Source organism: Microbacterium sp. MMO-35 (genome assembly GCF_037147555.1).
Lineage (GTDB): Bacteria > Actinomycetota > Actinomycetes > Actinomycetales > Microbacteriaceae > Microbacterium.
Map to the genome: position 1 here is coordinate 104,279 of NZ_JBBCVH010000010.1, position 16,287 is coordinate 120,565.

At 67.9% G+C, this 16,287-nt stretch carries 12 protein-coding genes; 10 read left to right on the forward strand and 2 right to left on the reverse strand.

Going from position 1 to position 16,287, the window contains the following annotated elements:
* The first annotated feature begins 49 nt into the window (after positions 1-49).
* The gene (locus WFJ01_RS16925; protein WP_336629788.1) at positions 50-1,000 is read left to right on the forward strand and encodes an Lrp/AsnC family transcriptional regulator; all 951 of its coding nucleotides are present in this window, start codon (positions 50-52) and stop codon (positions 998-1,000) included.
* A gap of 11 nt (positions 1,001-1,011) precedes the next feature.
* Here the strand turns inward: WFJ01_RS16925 and WFJ01_RS16930 are convergent, their stop codons facing one another.
* Complete coding sequence (locus WFJ01_RS16930) at positions 1,012-1,344, reverse strand: MoaF-related domain-containing protein (RefSeq protein ID WP_336629772.1); 333 nt, start codon at positions 1,342-1,344, stop codon at positions 1,012-1,014.
* Positions 1,345-1,598: 254 nt separating this feature from the next.
* Here WFJ01_RS16930 and WFJ01_RS16935 point away from each other — a divergent pair, with 254 nt between their 5' ends.
* From WFJ01_RS16935 to WFJ01_RS16950, 4 genes are read left to right on the forward strand one after another with little or no spacing between them, the layout of a single operon-like run.
* Positions 1,599-2,624: an SIS domain-containing protein gene (locus tag WFJ01_RS16935; RefSeq protein ID WP_336629773.1), complete on the forward strand. Its 1,026-nt coding sequence runs from the start codon at positions 1,599-1,601 to the stop codon at positions 2,622-2,624.
* Positions 2,625-2,643: 19 nt separating this feature from the next.
* Positions 2,644-3,501, forward strand: a complete 858-nt coding sequence (locus tag WFJ01_RS16940) for a PfkB family carbohydrate kinase (protein ID WP_336629774.1) — start codon at positions 2,644-2,646, stop codon at positions 3,499-3,501.
* Positions 3,498-5,561 (forward strand): hydantoinase/oxoprolinase family protein, encoded by a 2,064-nt coding sequence (locus WFJ01_RS16945; RefSeq protein WP_336629775.1) that lies wholly within the window; start codon positions 3,498-3,500, stop codon positions 5,559-5,561. Before WFJ01_RS16940 ends, WFJ01_RS16945 begins: the two co-directional genes overlap by 4 nt.
* Positions 5,558-7,192, forward strand: coding sequence for a hydantoinase B/oxoprolinase family protein (locus WFJ01_RS16950; protein WP_336629776.1), 1,635 nt, complete (start codon positions 5,558-5,560; stop codon positions 7,190-7,192). Before WFJ01_RS16945 ends, WFJ01_RS16950 begins: the two co-directional genes overlap by 4 nt.
* Positions 7,193-7,199: 7 nt before the next feature.
* On the opposite strand, the gene WFJ01_RS16955 is transcribed toward WFJ01_RS16950, so the two are convergent.
* Positions 7,200-8,282, reverse strand: coding sequence for a LacI family DNA-binding transcriptional regulator (locus WFJ01_RS16955; RefSeq protein ID WP_336629777.1), 1,083 nt, complete (start codon positions 8,280-8,282; stop codon positions 7,200-7,202).
* 304 nt (positions 8,283-8,586) lie between these two features.
* Between WFJ01_RS16955 and WFJ01_RS16960 the strand changes: the two genes are divergently transcribed.
* The 5 genes from WFJ01_RS16960 to WFJ01_RS16980 are packed head-to-tail and all read left to right on the forward strand — an operon-like array spanning position 8,587 to position 15,454.
* The gene (locus WFJ01_RS16960; protein WP_336629778.1) at positions 8,587-10,185 is read left to right on the forward strand and encodes an ABC transporter substrate-binding protein; all 1,599 of its coding nucleotides are present in this window, start codon (positions 8,587-8,589) and stop codon (positions 10,183-10,185) included.
* 40 nt (positions 10,186-10,225) lie between these two features.
* Positions 10,226-11,182 (forward strand): ABC transporter permease, encoded by a 957-nt coding sequence (locus WFJ01_RS16965; protein ID WP_336629779.1) that lies wholly within the window; start codon positions 10,226-10,228, stop codon positions 11,180-11,182.
* A gap of 5 nt (positions 11,183-11,187) precedes the next feature.
* Positions 11,188-12,102, forward strand: coding sequence for an ABC transporter permease (locus WFJ01_RS16970; protein WP_336629780.1), 915 nt, complete (start codon positions 11,188-11,190; stop codon positions 12,100-12,102).
* A complete protein-coding gene (locus tag WFJ01_RS16975; protein ID WP_336629781.1) occupies positions 12,099-13,856 on the forward strand; it encodes an ABC transporter ATP-binding protein in 1,758 nt (585 codons plus the stop codon). The genes WFJ01_RS16970 and WFJ01_RS16975 overlap by 4 nt, the downstream gene beginning before the upstream one ends.
* Entirely contained in the window at positions 13,853-15,454 is a 1,602-nt protein-coding gene (locus tag WFJ01_RS16980; protein WP_336629782.1) for a gamma-glutamyltransferase, read from the forward strand. The genes WFJ01_RS16975 and WFJ01_RS16980 overlap by 4 nt, the downstream gene beginning before the upstream one ends.
* Positions 15,455-16,287 lie beyond the last annotated feature (833 nt).

A 16,287-nucleotide genomic window follows, 5' to 3' on the forward strand; every position in this document is an offset into this window, starting at 1 on the left:
AGGATCCGGCGGTGGGCGTGCGGACGGACAGGGGGACGGTGTTCACGTGATGATCTCGCGTCATATCGAGCTGACCGAGCTCGACCAGGGCATCATCGGGTGCTTGCGAACCTCCGGCCGCGCCAGTGCGCAGGAGATCGCTCGCACGATCGGCGCCGACTACCGGATCGTGCGTCAGCGGCTTGCCTTCCTGCTCGAGTCGGGCGCCGTACGGGTCAATGTGCTTGCAGATCCGAGCCTCATCGGCAACCCGCTCGTCGCCTTCCTGTGGATCACGTCGCTCGCGGTGGAGAATGACCTCGCCAACAGGCTCGCGGACGTCCCCGAGGTGATGTGGGCGTCGATGACGAGCACGCAGACGAAGGCGGTCGCGCAGATCAGCTGCGACTCGTCGGCGCATCTGCTCGCGCTCATCGATTCGCTGCGGTCCTGGCCCTGCGTCGATGAAGTCGACACCGCGATGGTCCTGCGCTCGTATATCGGTCCGCTCGGAGCGAGCGCCCTGCACACCCGGCCGGGAGAGCATCGCGACATGGATTCGGTGTGGCTGGGATCGGAGGAACAACGCCCGTTCGACGCCATCGACCGGCGGATCTTCGAGCTGCTGCGTATCGACGGACGGATCCCCATGTCGGCCATCGCACAGGCCGTCGATATCCCGATGACGACCGCGAATCGCCGCCTGACCCGGCTGCTGGAGTCGGACGGCGTGCGCCTGCAATGCCGCGTGAGCCCGGCCGCGCTCGGCTACCGCTTCCTGGTCGGCGTCTCGATCCAGGTCCGTGAGAGCGCACGCGAACTGGCTGCTGCGCTCTCCCACCTCCCGGCAGCGATGTGGGTGTCGGAGATCACCGGCACCCATGCCGTGACGGTCGAGCTGCTGGCGCGCGAGCAGTCCGACATCGATGAGGCCATCGCGACCATCCGCGCCGACCGGCGAGCAGGGGCGATCACCCTGGATTACTACGCCCTGCCCATCAAATCGACGGGCCGCTGGTAGGGGACCATCGGCTACGGGCCCCCGTCACGGGGTCCATTCGTTCTGTCCAGCTCGATCAACGGCGCTGTCCGCGTGATGAAGGACAGATCGTTCATGGTCAAGAAGGCATGTACCTGGTGGTTCTTGAAATCCTCGATGTGGACGACAGTGTTTCCGCTCGCCTCCTGCCACGAGACGAGATAGAGCTCATCCCGAAGCGGCCGGATCGAGATGTCCACGGTGTGTGCGGACCCGGGAGGAAGATCCGGGCTGCTCTCCACGATGAACTCGAGCTTCGTCTCGCTGATGAAGTCGAGGACGAAGGACATCGTCGGGAAGCGGACGAGGTACTTCCTGCCGATCATGGGATATCGCAATTCAGCTCCGTTCACAGGGCGGCCTCGCCGACCGTTGCCTACTGACTCCAGGGCGCCCGGGCGGACCCGTGCTCATCGGTGGAGACGTTACGCGCAAGTCAAGGTCGGGACAACCGATCTCGCCACGACAATGGATGCAAGACCGAGGGTTGACATCGTTCCCAAATTGCGCCACGCTTACCGGGTGGGAACGTTCCACATTCTCACTCCGCGACCATCTGACACAGAGGAACCGAAATCCGATGAGTGAACTGATCCCCGTCCCCGATGACTTCGAAGCCTGCGTCCAGCACGCGGTGGACCAGGACGACAAGGCGCGCACCCTCGTCGAGCGCGCTGTCGAGCGCGGCATCGAGCGCGTCTACCTCGTCGGCTGCGGCGGCTCGCACTTCGGCACCTACCCCGCCTTCGACCTGCTCGACCGCTACGCACCCGGCATCGTCTCGCAGCGCATCACCAGCGCCGAGCTCACCTCGCGTGCGCCGGTCGGACTGAACGAGAAGGCGCTGGTCGTGGCCGCCTCGCACTCCGGCAACACCCCCGAGACCGTGACGGCCGCCGAGTTCGCCGCTTCCCGCGGCGCCCTCGTCGCCGGGATCTCCCGCCAGGGCGACAACGGCCTTTCGCGCATCGGTGCGATCCACTTCGACTACCCCGACACCATCTCGATCACGGAGCCGAAGCTGGTGCACAACGAGCAGATCGCGGCTGCGCTCCTGGACGCCTACGGTGCGCCGGAGAAGGCGGCCGAGCTGCGCGCCGGGATCCCCGGGCTTCCCGGGGCCCTGCGTGCGGTGAAGGACGAGATCGCCGAGGTGGGCGAGCGTGTCGCCGACCTGCTGTCGGCTGCGGACGCTCCGCTCAGCTACATCGTCGGCGGCGGCCCCGCCTACGGCATGGCCAAGATGATGTCGTGGTGCTACTTCCAGGAGATGAGCTGGATGAACTCGGCGGCGATCAACGCGGGCGACTTCTTCCACGGCCCGCTGGAGATGGTGCTCGAAGACACGACCGTCGTCACCCTCGTTGCCGAAGATGCGAGCCGCGAGCTCGGCGAGCGCGTCGTCCGCTTCGCAGCGCAGCAGACGAGCAACTCGGCGGCGATCGACACCGCCGCGTTGTCGCTGCCCGGCATCCCCGCGCCATCGCGACAGGACCTGAGCGTGGTGGCGCTGATGAGTGCTGAGCGCCGGGTGCTCGACCACGTGGCGGCCCGTCGCGGACACGACACGTCCCAGCGCCGGTACATGTACAAGATCGCCTACTGAGCGAGAAACGGATCCTCAGATGAAAGTCCTCGGGGCGGGCGACAACGTCGCCGACCGATACCTGCATCAGGCGATGCTGTATCCCGGTGGGAACGCTCTGAACGTCGCGGTGTTCGCGGCGCGGCTGGGCGCGGTCTCCGGGTATCTCGGCGTCCTCGGTGACGACGCGGCCGGTAAGCAGGTGCTGCGGGCGCTGGAAGCCGAACATGTGGACACCACGCTCACGCGCGTGGTGCACGGACCGAACGCCACCGCCGACGTCGAACTGCGCGAGAACGATCGGGTCTTCCTCCGTTCCGACCGCACGACCGCGCTCTTCGAGCTGGATGGTGCGCAGCTCGAAGCGATGGGGGGATACGACGTGGTGCACTCCGGTTACGCGGGAACGCTGCTCAAGCATGTCGCGGAGATCGCGGAGCAGGCGAAGGTCTCGTTCGACTTCGGCAGCAAGTTCGACGTCGATGCCGCGGAGCCGTATCTTCCCTCCCTGCATCTGGCCAGCTTCTCGGGTGGACACCTCGAGGAGAGCGAGGCCCGCGCCCTGGTGCAGCGGGCGGTGGACGCCGGAGCCGAGTACGCGCTGGTGACCCTCGGTTCCCGCGGTGCGCTGCTGGGCTCGGTGGCGGGGATCCGCTTCCAGGAGGCGGACCTGGTCAATGCTAAGGACACTCTCGGCGCCGGCGACGCCTTCATCGCCGGTGTGATCGTGGGCCTCGGCACGGGGCGCGGGATCCGCAAGACGCTCGTGGCGGCCAGCGCGCAGGCCGCGCAGGTCTGCCAGGTCAACGGGGCGTTCGAGCACGGCATCCCGTTCGACGCCGAGGCGGTGCGCCGCCAGTTTCAGAATGACGACGATCAGAAAGCGGTGACGGCATGAGCCTGCGCATCGGAGTGGACACGGGTGGCACCTTCACGGACGTCTGCGCATTCGACGAGCAGACCTCGCGGGTGCACGTGCGGAAGGTGTCGAGCACGCCGGACGACCCGGGACGGGCGATCGTTCAGGGTGTCACAGAAATCCTCGACCAGATCGGCGATCGCTCGATCGGTGAGGTGGGTTATTTCGCGCACGGGACGACGGTCGGCACCAACGCGCTGCTGACCGGGCGTGGCGCGGTGACCGGACTCATCACGACCCGCGGTTTCCGCGACCTGCTCGAGCTCGGCCGGGGCCGGCGACCCAGCATGTACGACACCCAGGCGGACAAGCCGACTCCACAGGTGCCCCGGCATCTGCGCAAAGAGGTGACCGAGCGCGTGCGGCACACCGGCGTGGTCGAGACGCCCCTCGACGAGAGCGATGTGCGCCGCGCAGTCCGCGAGTTCAAAGCCGCGGGCGTGGACTCCATCGCGGTGTGCCTGCTGTACAGCTACCTGAACGACGCCCACGAGAGACGCATCGGCGAGATCATCCGCGAGGAGATGCCGGACGTGTACATCTCGCTCTCGTGCGACGTGCTCCCCGAGTTCCGCGAGTACGAACGCCTCTCCACGGTCGTGACCAACTCCTACGTCGGCCCGATCGTGGCCGGCTATCTGGCGCGGCTGCGCGGGGTGCTCGCCGATCGCGGGCTCACGGCGGTCCCGCACGTCACGCAGAGCAACGGCGGCGTGATCCCGTTCTCCACCGCGGAATCGCTGCCGGTCCGCCTCGTGCTCTCCGGCCCCAGCACCGGCGTCGTCGGTGCGGCCCAGATCTGCTCCGCCGCCGGGTTCGACGACATCATCACCTTCGACATGGGCGGCACCTCCTCCGACATCTCGCTCGTGCAGGAAGGAAACCCCAAGGTCACCGCCGGCATGGAACTGGACGGCAGGCCGGTGCGTTCGCCGATGCTCGACATCCACACCGTCGGCGCCGGGGGAGGATCGCTGGCGTGGATCGACAGCGGCAACCACCTCCGCGTCGGCCCGCAGAGCGCCGGCGCGTTCCCGGGACCTGCCTGTTACGGGCACGGCGTGGACGCGGCGGTCACCGATGCGAACGTGGTGCTGCGGATGCTGAACCCCGAGTACCTGCTCAACGGGCAGATGAAGATCGACCGCAGCGCATCGGTCGCCGCCGTCGAGCGGCTCGCGGCGCCCCTCGGCCTCTCGATCGAGGAGACCGCGCTCGGCATCCTGCGCGTGGTCACCGCGAACATGGCGCGGGCGATCCGGGTGGTGAGCGTGCAGCGCGGCTACGACCCGCGCGACTACGCCCTGGTCCCGTTCGGGGGGGCGGGGCCGCTGCATGCGTCCCGGCTCGCGCGCGAGCTGGGCATGCGCACCATCGTGGTCCCGGAGATCCCCGGGGCGCAGTCGGCGCTCGGGCTGCTGATGACCGACGTCAAGACCGACTTCATGCGCACCCTGATCACACCGGTCGACGACACCACCGCCTCCGCGATCGACGGTGTCTTCGACGAGCTCGCCACGCGTGCCGCGGAGTGGTTCGTCGAAGAGGGCGTGAGCGACGAGGGCCGCCAGCTGCGGCGGCGCATGGACCTGCGCTACCGCGGCCAGAACTTCGAGCTGGATGTCGAAGTACCCGAGGAGCACCGATTCGCGTCCGACGGCGTCGGCGCCGTGATCGAGCGCTTCCACGAGGCGCACGAGCGGGTGTACGGATACCGTTCGGAGGATGCCGCGGTCGAAGTCGTCACGTTCCGTCTGGCCGCATCGGGCTCTGCCGCTCACGTCGACGTCCGGCAGGAGGAGCTGACCGCATCCGCCCCGGAGACGGCGGCGATCGGGAACCGCAACACCTGCTTCGATCCGGCCGAGGGATTCATCGACATCTCCGTCTACGACCGGTCGCGACTCACTCCGGGCGACATCATCGCCGGCCCGGCGATCATCGAGCAGATGGACACCACCACGGTGCTGCTGCCCGGCGACGAGTGCCGGGTCGACGCCTACCGCAACCTCATCATCGAGATCGGAGACCAGAAATGAGCACTGTCGCATTGGATCCCGTGCTGGTCGAAGTCGTCGGATCCGCCCTCTCGACCATCGTCGAGGAGATGAGCGAGACGCTGGTGAAGGCCGCGTACTCGCCGAACATCAAGGAACGCCGTGACTGCACGGCGAGCCTGTTCGATGCCGAGGGCCAGGCGATCGCGCAGGACGAGGGAGGATCGCCGCTGCACCTCGGGTCGCTGATGGGGATCGTCGCGTCGCTGCGCGAGCGCTACTCGCTCGAGCAGATCCGCCCCGGGGACGTCTTCATCGGGAACGACCCGTACACCGGCGGGGGTTCGCACCTGCCGGACATCGTGCTGGCCACGCCGATCTTCATCGACGGCGAGCTGACGGCCTGGGCCGCCGCGCTGGCGCATCACGCCGACTTCGGCGACCGCGGCCATGCGCACATCTTCCAGGAGGCGATCCGCATCCCTCCGGTGCATCTGGTCCGCGAGGGAGTGCGCCAGGAGGAGCTGCTGCAGCTGATCCTGCTCAACTGCCAGATTCCCGACGAGCGCATCGCCGACCTGCGCGCGCAGGAGGCGGCACTGCGTGTGGCGGTCGTCCGTTACGGTGAGCTGTGCGAGCGGTACGGCGCGGACGTCGTCCGTGCGATCGGGGCCGAGCTGCTCGACTACACTGAGCGCCGCACCCGCGCGGCGATCACTGAGTTCCCGGATGGCGAGTACGTCTTCGAGGATCGCTTCGACTGCCCCGAACTGGATGACGAGCTGACGCTCAAGGTGCGGATCGTGGTGCGCGGCGACGAGATGCTGTTCGACTTCGCGGGCAATCCGCCTCAGGTGCGGGCGAGCGTCAACGTGGTGTGGACCGGGCTGTACGCGGCGGTCTACTACACGATCAAGACCCTGATCGATCCCGACATCGCCCCGAACGCAGGCCTGTACCGGCCCGTGACGATCGAGGCGCCGGCCGGTTCGATCATCAACTGCTCGGCTCCCGCTGCGGTGAACGGCCGCAGCGAGACCTGCCAGCGCATCGTCGACCTCATCGAGGGCGCGCTCGCGGTTGCCGTGCCGGAGCGCGTGACCGGCGCATCGAACGGTGCGAACACGGGCGTGCACTTCTCCGGCCACGACCCGGTGCGCGGTCGCGATTTCGTGTATCTCGAGACCATCGGAGGCGGCAGCGGGGCGCGCTACAACAAGGACGGCCTCGACGGCGTGCAGGTGCATATGACCAACACGTCGAACCTGCCGGTGGAGAGCCTGGAGAGCGAGTATCCGCTCATGGTCGAGGCGTACGAGTTCATCGAGGATTCGGGCGGCATCGGCGAGCACCGCGGCGGCATGGGCATCCGCCGCCGGATCCGTGCCGAAGCGGAGGACGTGCACTTCTGGCTCGACACCAGCCGGCAGAAGTCCCAGCCCTGGGGCGTGTTCGGCGGCGGGCCGGGCGCCTCGGCTCGGTGCCTGCTGAGCGAGGACGCGAATCCCGTCGATCACGGGTACACCGTGCTGCAGCCCGGTCAGTGGGCCTCTGTCGAGACCGCAGGCGCCGGGGGCTACGGGGATCCGGCTTCGCGGCCCGATGCACAGATCGAGATGGACGTCCGCGACGGCCGTGTCTCGGAGGAGACGGCGCAGAGCTACCGGGGCTGACGCGCCCTCACCCGCGATACGGCGCCGTGGAACCGCGCATGATCAGCTCTGCCTGCAGCAGCTGCTCATGCGGTTCCGCGGCGCCGCCGCGGATGATGCCGATCAGCGCGGTCGCCGCGACCGCGCCCAGGCGCTGGCGCGGCTGCTCGATCACCGTGACCGTGGGCTGGACCATCGTGGTCCAGTCCTGATCGTCGAACGCGATGAACGACAGCTCGTCCGGGACGGCCGCTCCTCGGTTGCGGATCGCGCGATAGGTCCCTGAGCTCAGGACGGCATCCGTCGCGTGGATGGCGGTCGCCGGGGTGCTGCGGGCGAAGAACGCCTCGACGGCCTTCTGCGCGTCCGCGGTGTTGTAGCCCGAGCGGATGATCAGGCGGTCGTCGACCGCGATGCCGGCATGGTTCAGTGCCCGCAGGTATCCGACGAGGCGCTGCGCGGAGGGGCGCAGCGGCGACAGGTCGATCGCGGCCGTGTCGCCGCGGGTCAGGGCTTCCAGCGCGGACACGTCCAGCGTGGCCTCGGTGACCAGTGCGATGCGGCGGTGCCCTTCGTCGATCAGGGCGCCGACCGCTGTCTGCGTGGCCCTGACATGGTCGACCGAGACCAGCGGGAGGTGCTCCAGGCCGGGCATGCGCCGGTCCAGGAGGACCAGGGGCATGCCTTCGCGCTCGAGCCGGACGATGGCCGCGGGCTCCTTCCGGAACACCGGCGCGACCACGATCCCGTCCACCCGCTGCTCCGTGAGCACCTCGAGCGAGCGCGTCTCGATGTCCGCGTCGTTGTCGGTGTTGCTGACCAGCACTTCGAACCCGGCGGCCCGTGCAGTGTCGGTGAATCCGCGCAGCACCGCGGAGAAGAACGGGATGGCGACATCCGGCACCACGATGCCGAGGGTATTCGTCGCGCCGGACTTCATGGCGCGCGCGAGCTGATTGGGGCGGTAGCCGAGCTGCTCCGCCGCCTGCAACACCAGCTCGCGCGTCCTGCTGCTTGCGGATCCCTTCTGCGAAAGCACACGGGCCGCCGCAGACTTCGAGACCCCCGCCGCCTGGGCGACGTCGATGATCGTCACGGATTCATGGGCCATGAGCTTTCCTCTCCCCGATGTGCACGCTAGCGGATCGCTGCGTACTCCGTGCTCGAAGTCTGAGGTCCGCGAATTCTTCTCCAGCATATTGACATCGTTCCCAATGTGCGTCAAAGTGTGAGCAGAGCCGATTCGGGAACGTTCCCAATATCGGCTCGACCAGGAGGGTCTGGCGAACCAAAGGAGGTCGAGAACGAACAAGGATCCGCGGCGCACAGCACCGCTGCGCAATCCTCGGCACTGACGCCGAATCGCATCACCCTGCTCGTGGCCCACCGGGCCCCACAAGAGACGGACTCACAGTATGGACAATCGGATCTCCCGGCCGTTCTCCGCCGCATCGCGCGGCAGGCGGACCGGTACCATCGCGCTCGCCGGTGTCGCGGCCCTCGCCGCCGCCATCGGTCTCGCCGGCTGCTCATCGAGCGCAAGCTCTTCCGGGCACGCCGCAGCCGCCAACCAGACGCTCAAGATCGGCTTCTCCGCCGAGCCCCCCGGGTTCAAGACCGGCGTGGACCAGGGATCGGCGAACAAGCAGCTCCTCACGCTGGTGCGCCGCGGTCTGCTCGCCTACGGGCCGAAGGGCGACGTCGTCCCGGCACTCGCCGCATCGTTCAAGGTGTCGGACGACGGACTGACCTACACGTTCACTCTTCGCGACAAGCTCGCCTTCTCCGACGGCAAGCCGCTGACCTCGGCCGATGTGAAGCGGACCTTCGAGTTCCTCGCGGTTCCCGCGAACGGCGCGGCCGATCAGGTCACGTTCGCCAACATCACCACCATCGCCACGCCGGATGACAAGACCGTGACGTTGACGCTGGCCAAGCCGCAGACGGCGTTGCCGAAGGTGCTCGCCAGCCCTCTGTCCGCGATCGTGCCGGAGCAAGCGGTGGATGCCAATGGTGTGCCGATCGGCGACGGCCCGTTCAAGGTGACCGAGTACAAGAAGGGCGTCTCATACACCCTGAAGGCGAACCCCGACTACTACGACGCCTCGTCGGTCAAGCTCAAAGAGATCGACATGACGTTCATGGCCGACGCGCAGACGCGCGTGCGCGCCCTGCAGAGCGGCCAGGTCCAGTTCATCGACTATGTCGCGGCATCCGACTACGCCGCCCTGAAAAAGGTGAAGGGCGTCAAGCTCGACAACTCGTACGGGCTCTACGGCGCGCTGCAGTTCAACATGACGCAGGGGCCGCTGGCCAAGCCCGAGGTGCGCCAGGCCATCGCCTACGCACTCGATCTGAAGTCGCTGAACCAGGCGGGCACGCTCGGAAACGGCACCGCGAACGGCGGCCTGCCGATCTCGGTGAAGAGCGAGTACTTCAATAAGGAGCAGGCGGATCACTACGCCCGCAACCTGGACAAGGCGAAGCAGCTCCTCGCTTCCGCCGGGTATTCGGGCGGTGGATTCAGCCTGCGACTGCTCACGAACTCGCAGTACTTCGGATTCACCGAGCGCGCACAGGTGGTCAAGAGCAACCTGGAAGAGGTCGGCATCACGGTCGATCTCGTGACCGGCGACTACGCGAACCAGATCGCCAAGGGCAACAGCGGCGACTACGACCTCATGATCGGCGGCCCGCCCGCCGCGATCGACGACCCGGCCGCCATCAGCGGGGCCTTCCTCGGCGGCCCGACGTTCGTGCGCAGCGTGGGGATCGATCAGAATCTGTACGCCCCGCTGCTGCAGAAGGGCGCGGAGACCCCGGACGGCGCCGACCGCAAGGCGATCTACGACCAGATCGGGGATGTCTACCTCAAGGACGTCCCGTTCGTCACCTGGGGCATGGGAACCGCGGCTTACGCGTACTCCGACAAGCTGGAAGGCTTCCACATGCTCAGCGGCGCGGTCGTCTACTCCTCGATGTACAGCCTGGCAACGGCACAGCTCACCAAGTGAGCTGACCCATGGTCGACGCCCAGTCCCGAATGGAACACAAATGACTCGGTACATCCTGCTCCGGCTCGGGCTGGGCGTCGTCACCGTCTGGGGCGTCGTCACAGCGGTCTTCCTGGCGCTGCATTCCGTGCCAGGAAGCCCCGCGCAGATCATCCTCCAGGGCGGCGCCGGCGGCGGTGACGTCGATCCCGCCGCCGTCGCGGCCCTGGAAAAGGAGCTCGGGCTGGACAAGCCCGTGCTCGTGCAGTACGTGACCTATCTCGGCCACCTGCTGGTCGGCGATCTGGGCACCTCTATCAAGTACTCGGCGCCGGTCACCGAGATCATCGCGGCTCCCTTGGGGAACACCGTGATGCTCGTCGTGCTCGCCGTGATCATCGGCGGGGCCATCGGTCTCCTGTTCGGCATGCTGTCCGGCAACTGGCCGGGCAGCGTCCTGGACCGGATCATCTCCGGACTCATCGCCGTCGCGGTCTCCACACCGGGATTCGTGATCGCGATCTTCCTCTCGCTGTTCATCGGCCTCAGCCTGGGCTGGTTCCCCTCCATCGGCTACACGTCGCCCGCGGACGACTTCGGAGACTTCCTCTACCACGCCATGCTGCCGAGCCTGGCGCTGTCCTTCGGCTTCATCGCCATCATCGGTCGCGTCACGAGGACCTCGGTCCTCTCCGTCCGCCGAGAGGACTGGGTCCGCACGGCCCGAGGGATGGGCCTACGCGGAACCCGCGTATTCCGCCGCCACGTGTTCCGCAATGCGATGAACCCCGTGGTGACGGTGGCCGGCCTGCAGTTCGGCGCGCTGCTGGGCGCCACCGTGCTCATCGAGCAGGTGTTCAACTGGCCCGGGATCGGGAGCACCCTGCTCAACGCGATCAACGGCCGCGACTATCCCCTGGTGCAGGGGATCGTGATCGTCTTCGCGATCGTGTTCATCGTGACGAGCCTCCTCGTCGATCTCCTCTATCCCCTTCTCGACCCCCGAGTGGAGCGCTGATCCTCATGACGAATCCGTTCCGGAGGCTCTGGCACAAGTCGAGCCCCGGCCTGTTCATCACCACGTGCGTGGTGCTGGCCGCCGTCCTGTTCATCTTCATCTTCCCCGCCGTGACGAGCGTCGATCCGCTGAAGCAGGACATCCCGCACGCGTTCGCCGCCGTGGGTACCCCCGGGCATCTTCTCGGCACGGACAACCTCGGCCGCGACACGTTCGTGCGTCTCGTCGTGGGACTTCGCACCGAGCTGATCGTCTGCGCCGCGGGCACCGCGCTCGCCGCGATCGTCGGCACGCTGATCGGCATCCTCGCTGCATACTTCCGAGGGGCCACCGACCTCGTGCTGATGCGCGTCGTGGACATCTTCCTGGCCTTCCCGCACCTGGTGTTCGCGATGCTCATCGTGTCCTTGTACGGCGCCGGCGACCTCACGGTGGTCGCGGTCTGTGCGATCGCCTTCTTCCCGAGCTTCGCGCGTCTCACCTACGGCGAAGTGCTCTCGCTGCGCCAGGCCCTGTACGTCGAGTCGGCAGGCCTGTTCGGCGGCGGCCACTGGCAGATCATCCGCGGTCCGCTCCTGCGCGGCGTCGGCCCGCTGCTGCTGGCACAGGCCTTCCTCACGCTGGCGTTCGCCGTCGGGCTCGAGTCGGGCCTGAGCTTCCTCGGGCTCGGCATCACCCCGCCGCGGCCGTCCCTCGGCCTCATGATCGCCTCCGGGCAGCAGTACTTCACGCAGGACGCCTCGCAGCTGCTGATCCCCAGCATCACGCTCGTCGTCCTGCTCGTCGTGCTCGGCTACGTCGCCGACTGGGTGCGGGACCTTCTGGATCCGCGCGGCGTGACCCGCCGGCGTCGCCTGCGCAAGGGCGACGCGGTGACACCGACCGAAGTGATCTCGCTGCGAAAGGAGGTCGGCGCATGAACACGGCAGACGAGACCCTGTTGACCGTGACGGATCTGAGGATCGCCGTCTCGGGGACCGAAGTCGTCCACGGCGCCTCGTTCGCCGTTCGCCGAGGCGAGGTCGTCGCCCTCGTCGGCGAGTCCGGCGCAGGAAAGTCGATGAGCGCGATGGCGATCCCGAACCTGCTTCCGGCGGGATCCGAGCGGCACGGGTCGATCCGGTTCGACGGCACGGAGCTGCTGGAGCTTCCCGACTCCAGGATGCGGAACTACCGCGGCTCCGAGATCGCGTGCGTCTACCAGGAGCCGATGACGGCCCTTAACCCGCTGCACACGATCGGCGACTTCCTGTCGGAGGCGATCGGCGCCCACGCCGATGACGGGCGAGAGCGCCGGCAGCCGCAGGAGCTGCTCGACCTCGTGGGCCTGGGCGCGTTCGACGATCTCCTTCAGCGGTATCCGCATCAGATCTCGGGTGGTCAGCGCCAGCGTGTGATGGCCGCGGGAGCGGTGGCCTGGAACCCGAAGCTGCTCATCGCCGACGAGCCGACGACGGCGCTGGATGTCACGACGCAGCGCAACCTGCTCGCGATGTTCCGCGATCTCGTCAAGCGCGAGCAGATGGCGATGATCTTCGTGACGCATGACATGGGCGTGGTCGCCGACATCGCCGATTCCGTGGTCGTCATGCGGCATGGTCAGGTGATCGAGCGGGGCGACGTCTTCTCCACCTTCGCCTCGCCGCGGCACGAGTACACCCGCTCGCTGCTCGCGGCCGCCCGGGCGCTGCACGGCGCGGACGAGCACGCAGTCGAGGCGTCGGTTCCGGCCGGGCCCGCTACGGAAACTCCGGCCGGCAGCGCCGGACTCGAGGCCGGGGTCGCCGGCGCCGAGCCCGCTGCGGCCGCCGCGGACGACGCGGAACTGGCGCTCGACGTGCGCGACATCGTGGTCGAGTACCGCAGCACCGGCCGCCGCCGTGGGGCCGCTCGTAAGGCGGCCGTGCAGGGGGCGAGCCTGTCCGTGGTCCGCGGCCAGACGCTGGGCATCGTGGGCGAGTCCGGATCCGGCAAGTCCACCATCGCGCGGGCGATCCTCGGCCTGGCACCGGTCACGGGCGGCTCGGTCTCTCTCGCCGGCACCGAGATGGTCGGGTTGCGCGGCCGACGCCGTCGCACGGCGATGTCCCGCCTGGGTGTCGTCTTCCAGGATCCGACCTCGTCGCTGGATCCCAGCCTGCCGCTGTGGCGGATCGTGACCGAGCCGCTGTGGCGCAGCGGCAAGGTGCGCGACGCGAAGGCGCTGCGCAGCAAGGCCGGCGAGCTGCTCGGCGATGTCGGACTGGATCCGGCCTGGATCGAACGACGACGCCATGAGCTCTCCGGCGGGCAGAAGCAGCGCGTGGCCATCGCCCGTGCGATCTCGCACGAGCCGGACGTGCTCATCGCCGACGAGCCGACCTCGGCCCTGGACGTGACGGTGCAGGTGACGGTGCTGGAACTGCTGGCACGACTGCAGCGCACGCACAATTTCGCCTGCATCTTCATCAGCCACGATCTGTATGTGGTGTCGACGATCTCGGATCGCGTGCTCGTCATGAAGGACGGGCAGGTGGTCGAGAACGGGCCGACCGAGGAGGTCATCAACGACCCGGAGAACGAGTACACGAGGACTCTTCTCGGTGCCATTCCCGTGCCGGATCCGGTGATCCAGCGGGCGCGCCATGGCGTCGCGGCTGAAGATGTTCCCGGTGCTGAAGGAGACGAACGATGAAGTCGCAGTATCAGGTCGCCGGAACGTACGGCGCCAAGCAGGTGGCGACCGGGTCGCGCGGAATGGTGGTCAGCTCGGAGCCGATCGCGGTCGCCGCGGGCGCGGCCGTGCTGCGCGAGGGCGGGAACGCGCTGGACGCGGCACTGACCGTGGCCGCGACGCAGCTCGTCACCGAGCCGCACATGACCTCGCTCACCGGCGGGATGTCGCTGGTGTACCGCGAGGCGGCGACGGGGCAGGCGTCGTACCTGTCGGGCAACGTCAACGCGCCGCTGGCCGAGCTGCGGGATTTCACCGGCGCCGACCTGACCCGGGCGCGGGGCGTGCCCGTGCCCGGCTGGTGGCCGTCGTTGCTTGCTGCGCAGGAGAGGTTCGGATCCGTCTCGATCGCAAGGATCCTGGAGACGGCGATCGATGTCGCACGGGAGGGCTTCGCCGTCTCCCCCTACCTTTTCGGCGAGATCTACCACGCACGTGAGAACCTCGGGCGCAATCCGCAGTCGCGGGAGATGTTCTTCCGGGACGGATCCGTCGTCGGGCCGGGGCAGTCGCTCGTGCAGGAACGCGTCGCGCGGACGCTGGAACGGCTGCGTGACGAGGGCATATCGTACTATCTCGGCGACTTCGCCCGCGCGTTCTGCGCCGCCAGCGACTCGGATGGCGGGGTCATCACCCCGGCGGACTTCGAGGCCTACGAACCCGAGTGGGCAGATCCGGTGCGGGGAACCTACCGGGGGTTCGAGATCGTCGGATCCGCGCCGCCGGATGACGGGGGACTGCAGCTGGTCGAGGCGTTCAACATCCTGGAGAACCTCGACCTGGCGGCGCTCGGCCCCGCGAGCCAGTCCCCCCAGACACTGTCCGCGCTGATCGCCGCGCACAACGCCGTGTACTACGCGGCACCGCGCGAGAGGCGGTTCCGCCAGAGCGAACGGGTCATGGAGGTGCTGCTGTCGAAGGAGTACGGCCGCCAGCGGTTCGCTCTGCTGGACACGCTCGCGGCACCGATCAACGCCGCCCCGCCGACGCCCGGCACGATCCACCTCTCCGTCGTGGATGCGGACCATAACGTCGCCACGCTGACGCACTCGCACATGGCCTCGCCCTGGGTGAACGGCCTGTACGCGGAGGGGTTCCAGCTCGCCGGCGGCGGCTCGTTCTTCCAGCGCGTCATGCCGCAGCCGGGGGAGCGCGCCACCGTCTATCTCGCGCCGAGCATGGTGCTCAAGGACGGTGCGCCGGTGATCGCCTCCGGGTCGCCCTCGGTGTCGCTGGTGGCCTGCGTGCTGCAGAACCTCGTCAACCTGATGGACTTCGGGATGAGCATCGAGCAGAGCGTCGCCGAGCCGCGCTTCGGCGCGCGCCCGCATGACCCTGCCCGCGGCTGGGTGCCCGGCAACACGCTGGAATCGGGCTATGCCGACGGCGTGCTCGACGAGGTGCAGCGGTGGGCGGGGCGCAACCGCCTGTGGACGCGCGAGATCGGCCCGTGGAACTCGATGACCGGCAACTTCGACGGCATCACGATCGACCCGGCATCCGGCGAGATGCGCTCCTGCGGGGATCCGCGGCGGATGGGGGTCGCGATCGCCGTGTGAGCGTGCATCGGCATGCAGGGCAAGGTGGAGCGTTCCCCCGGGCGAAGCTATGGCGCCGGGTAGACAGGCACGACTATCGCCATGCTGTGCTCAAGACCGCCTTGCTCGCAAGACCCGCAGCGGAAGGCGAGGTCGTGGTCGAGGGAGTTCACGTCGTATTCGTTTGGCGACGTTCGCTCGGAGCAACGGGCGCGTCGCGTCGGTTCGTCAGGGGAGCGTCAGGGGAGCGGAGCGACTGAGCACGCCGGAACAGCGCATGCATGTCGTGCCCCGAACCCCGGACTTCCGGGCCTCATGCGCGTCCCGCGGGGCCGAGGGTTCAAAGCCCTCCGCCCACGCAGAAGAACCCCTGGTCATCCAGGGGTTTTCTGCATTTCGGCCGGTGGTGTCGAGCCTCCGTTTCGGTGCCAGTCGAGCGGTACAGACTCCCCTAGGGTGACCACGGGGGAGTGCGGGCTCGCGCTGGATAGGCGATTCGCTGCGTATTCATGCGGTTTCGATCCATGGTTCGCGGCACGGTTCACCTCGCCGCAAGGGTGGTGTCCTCTGGGAAGTCGAGCCAAGCGTCATGAGGAACGTTTTGGTTGATCCCTAGACACGTCAAGCATGCGGCATCGACCGGTTTGAGTGTTTTTGCCTTGACGTGAGTCCGGTCAGGGCTGGTCCATGCCGTGCGACGTGCCGGCGTTCACAGCGAACCTTGACGAAACCGTCGGGTGTCGGGAGCCTGACCCGGTTTCCCGGACAACTGAGTTGAGGCGATGATCGTCTCGGAAGGAGTCCGTGAGATGCCTGCTGCCCACCCGCCGGAGTTCCGGCGTCGAGCCCTGGAT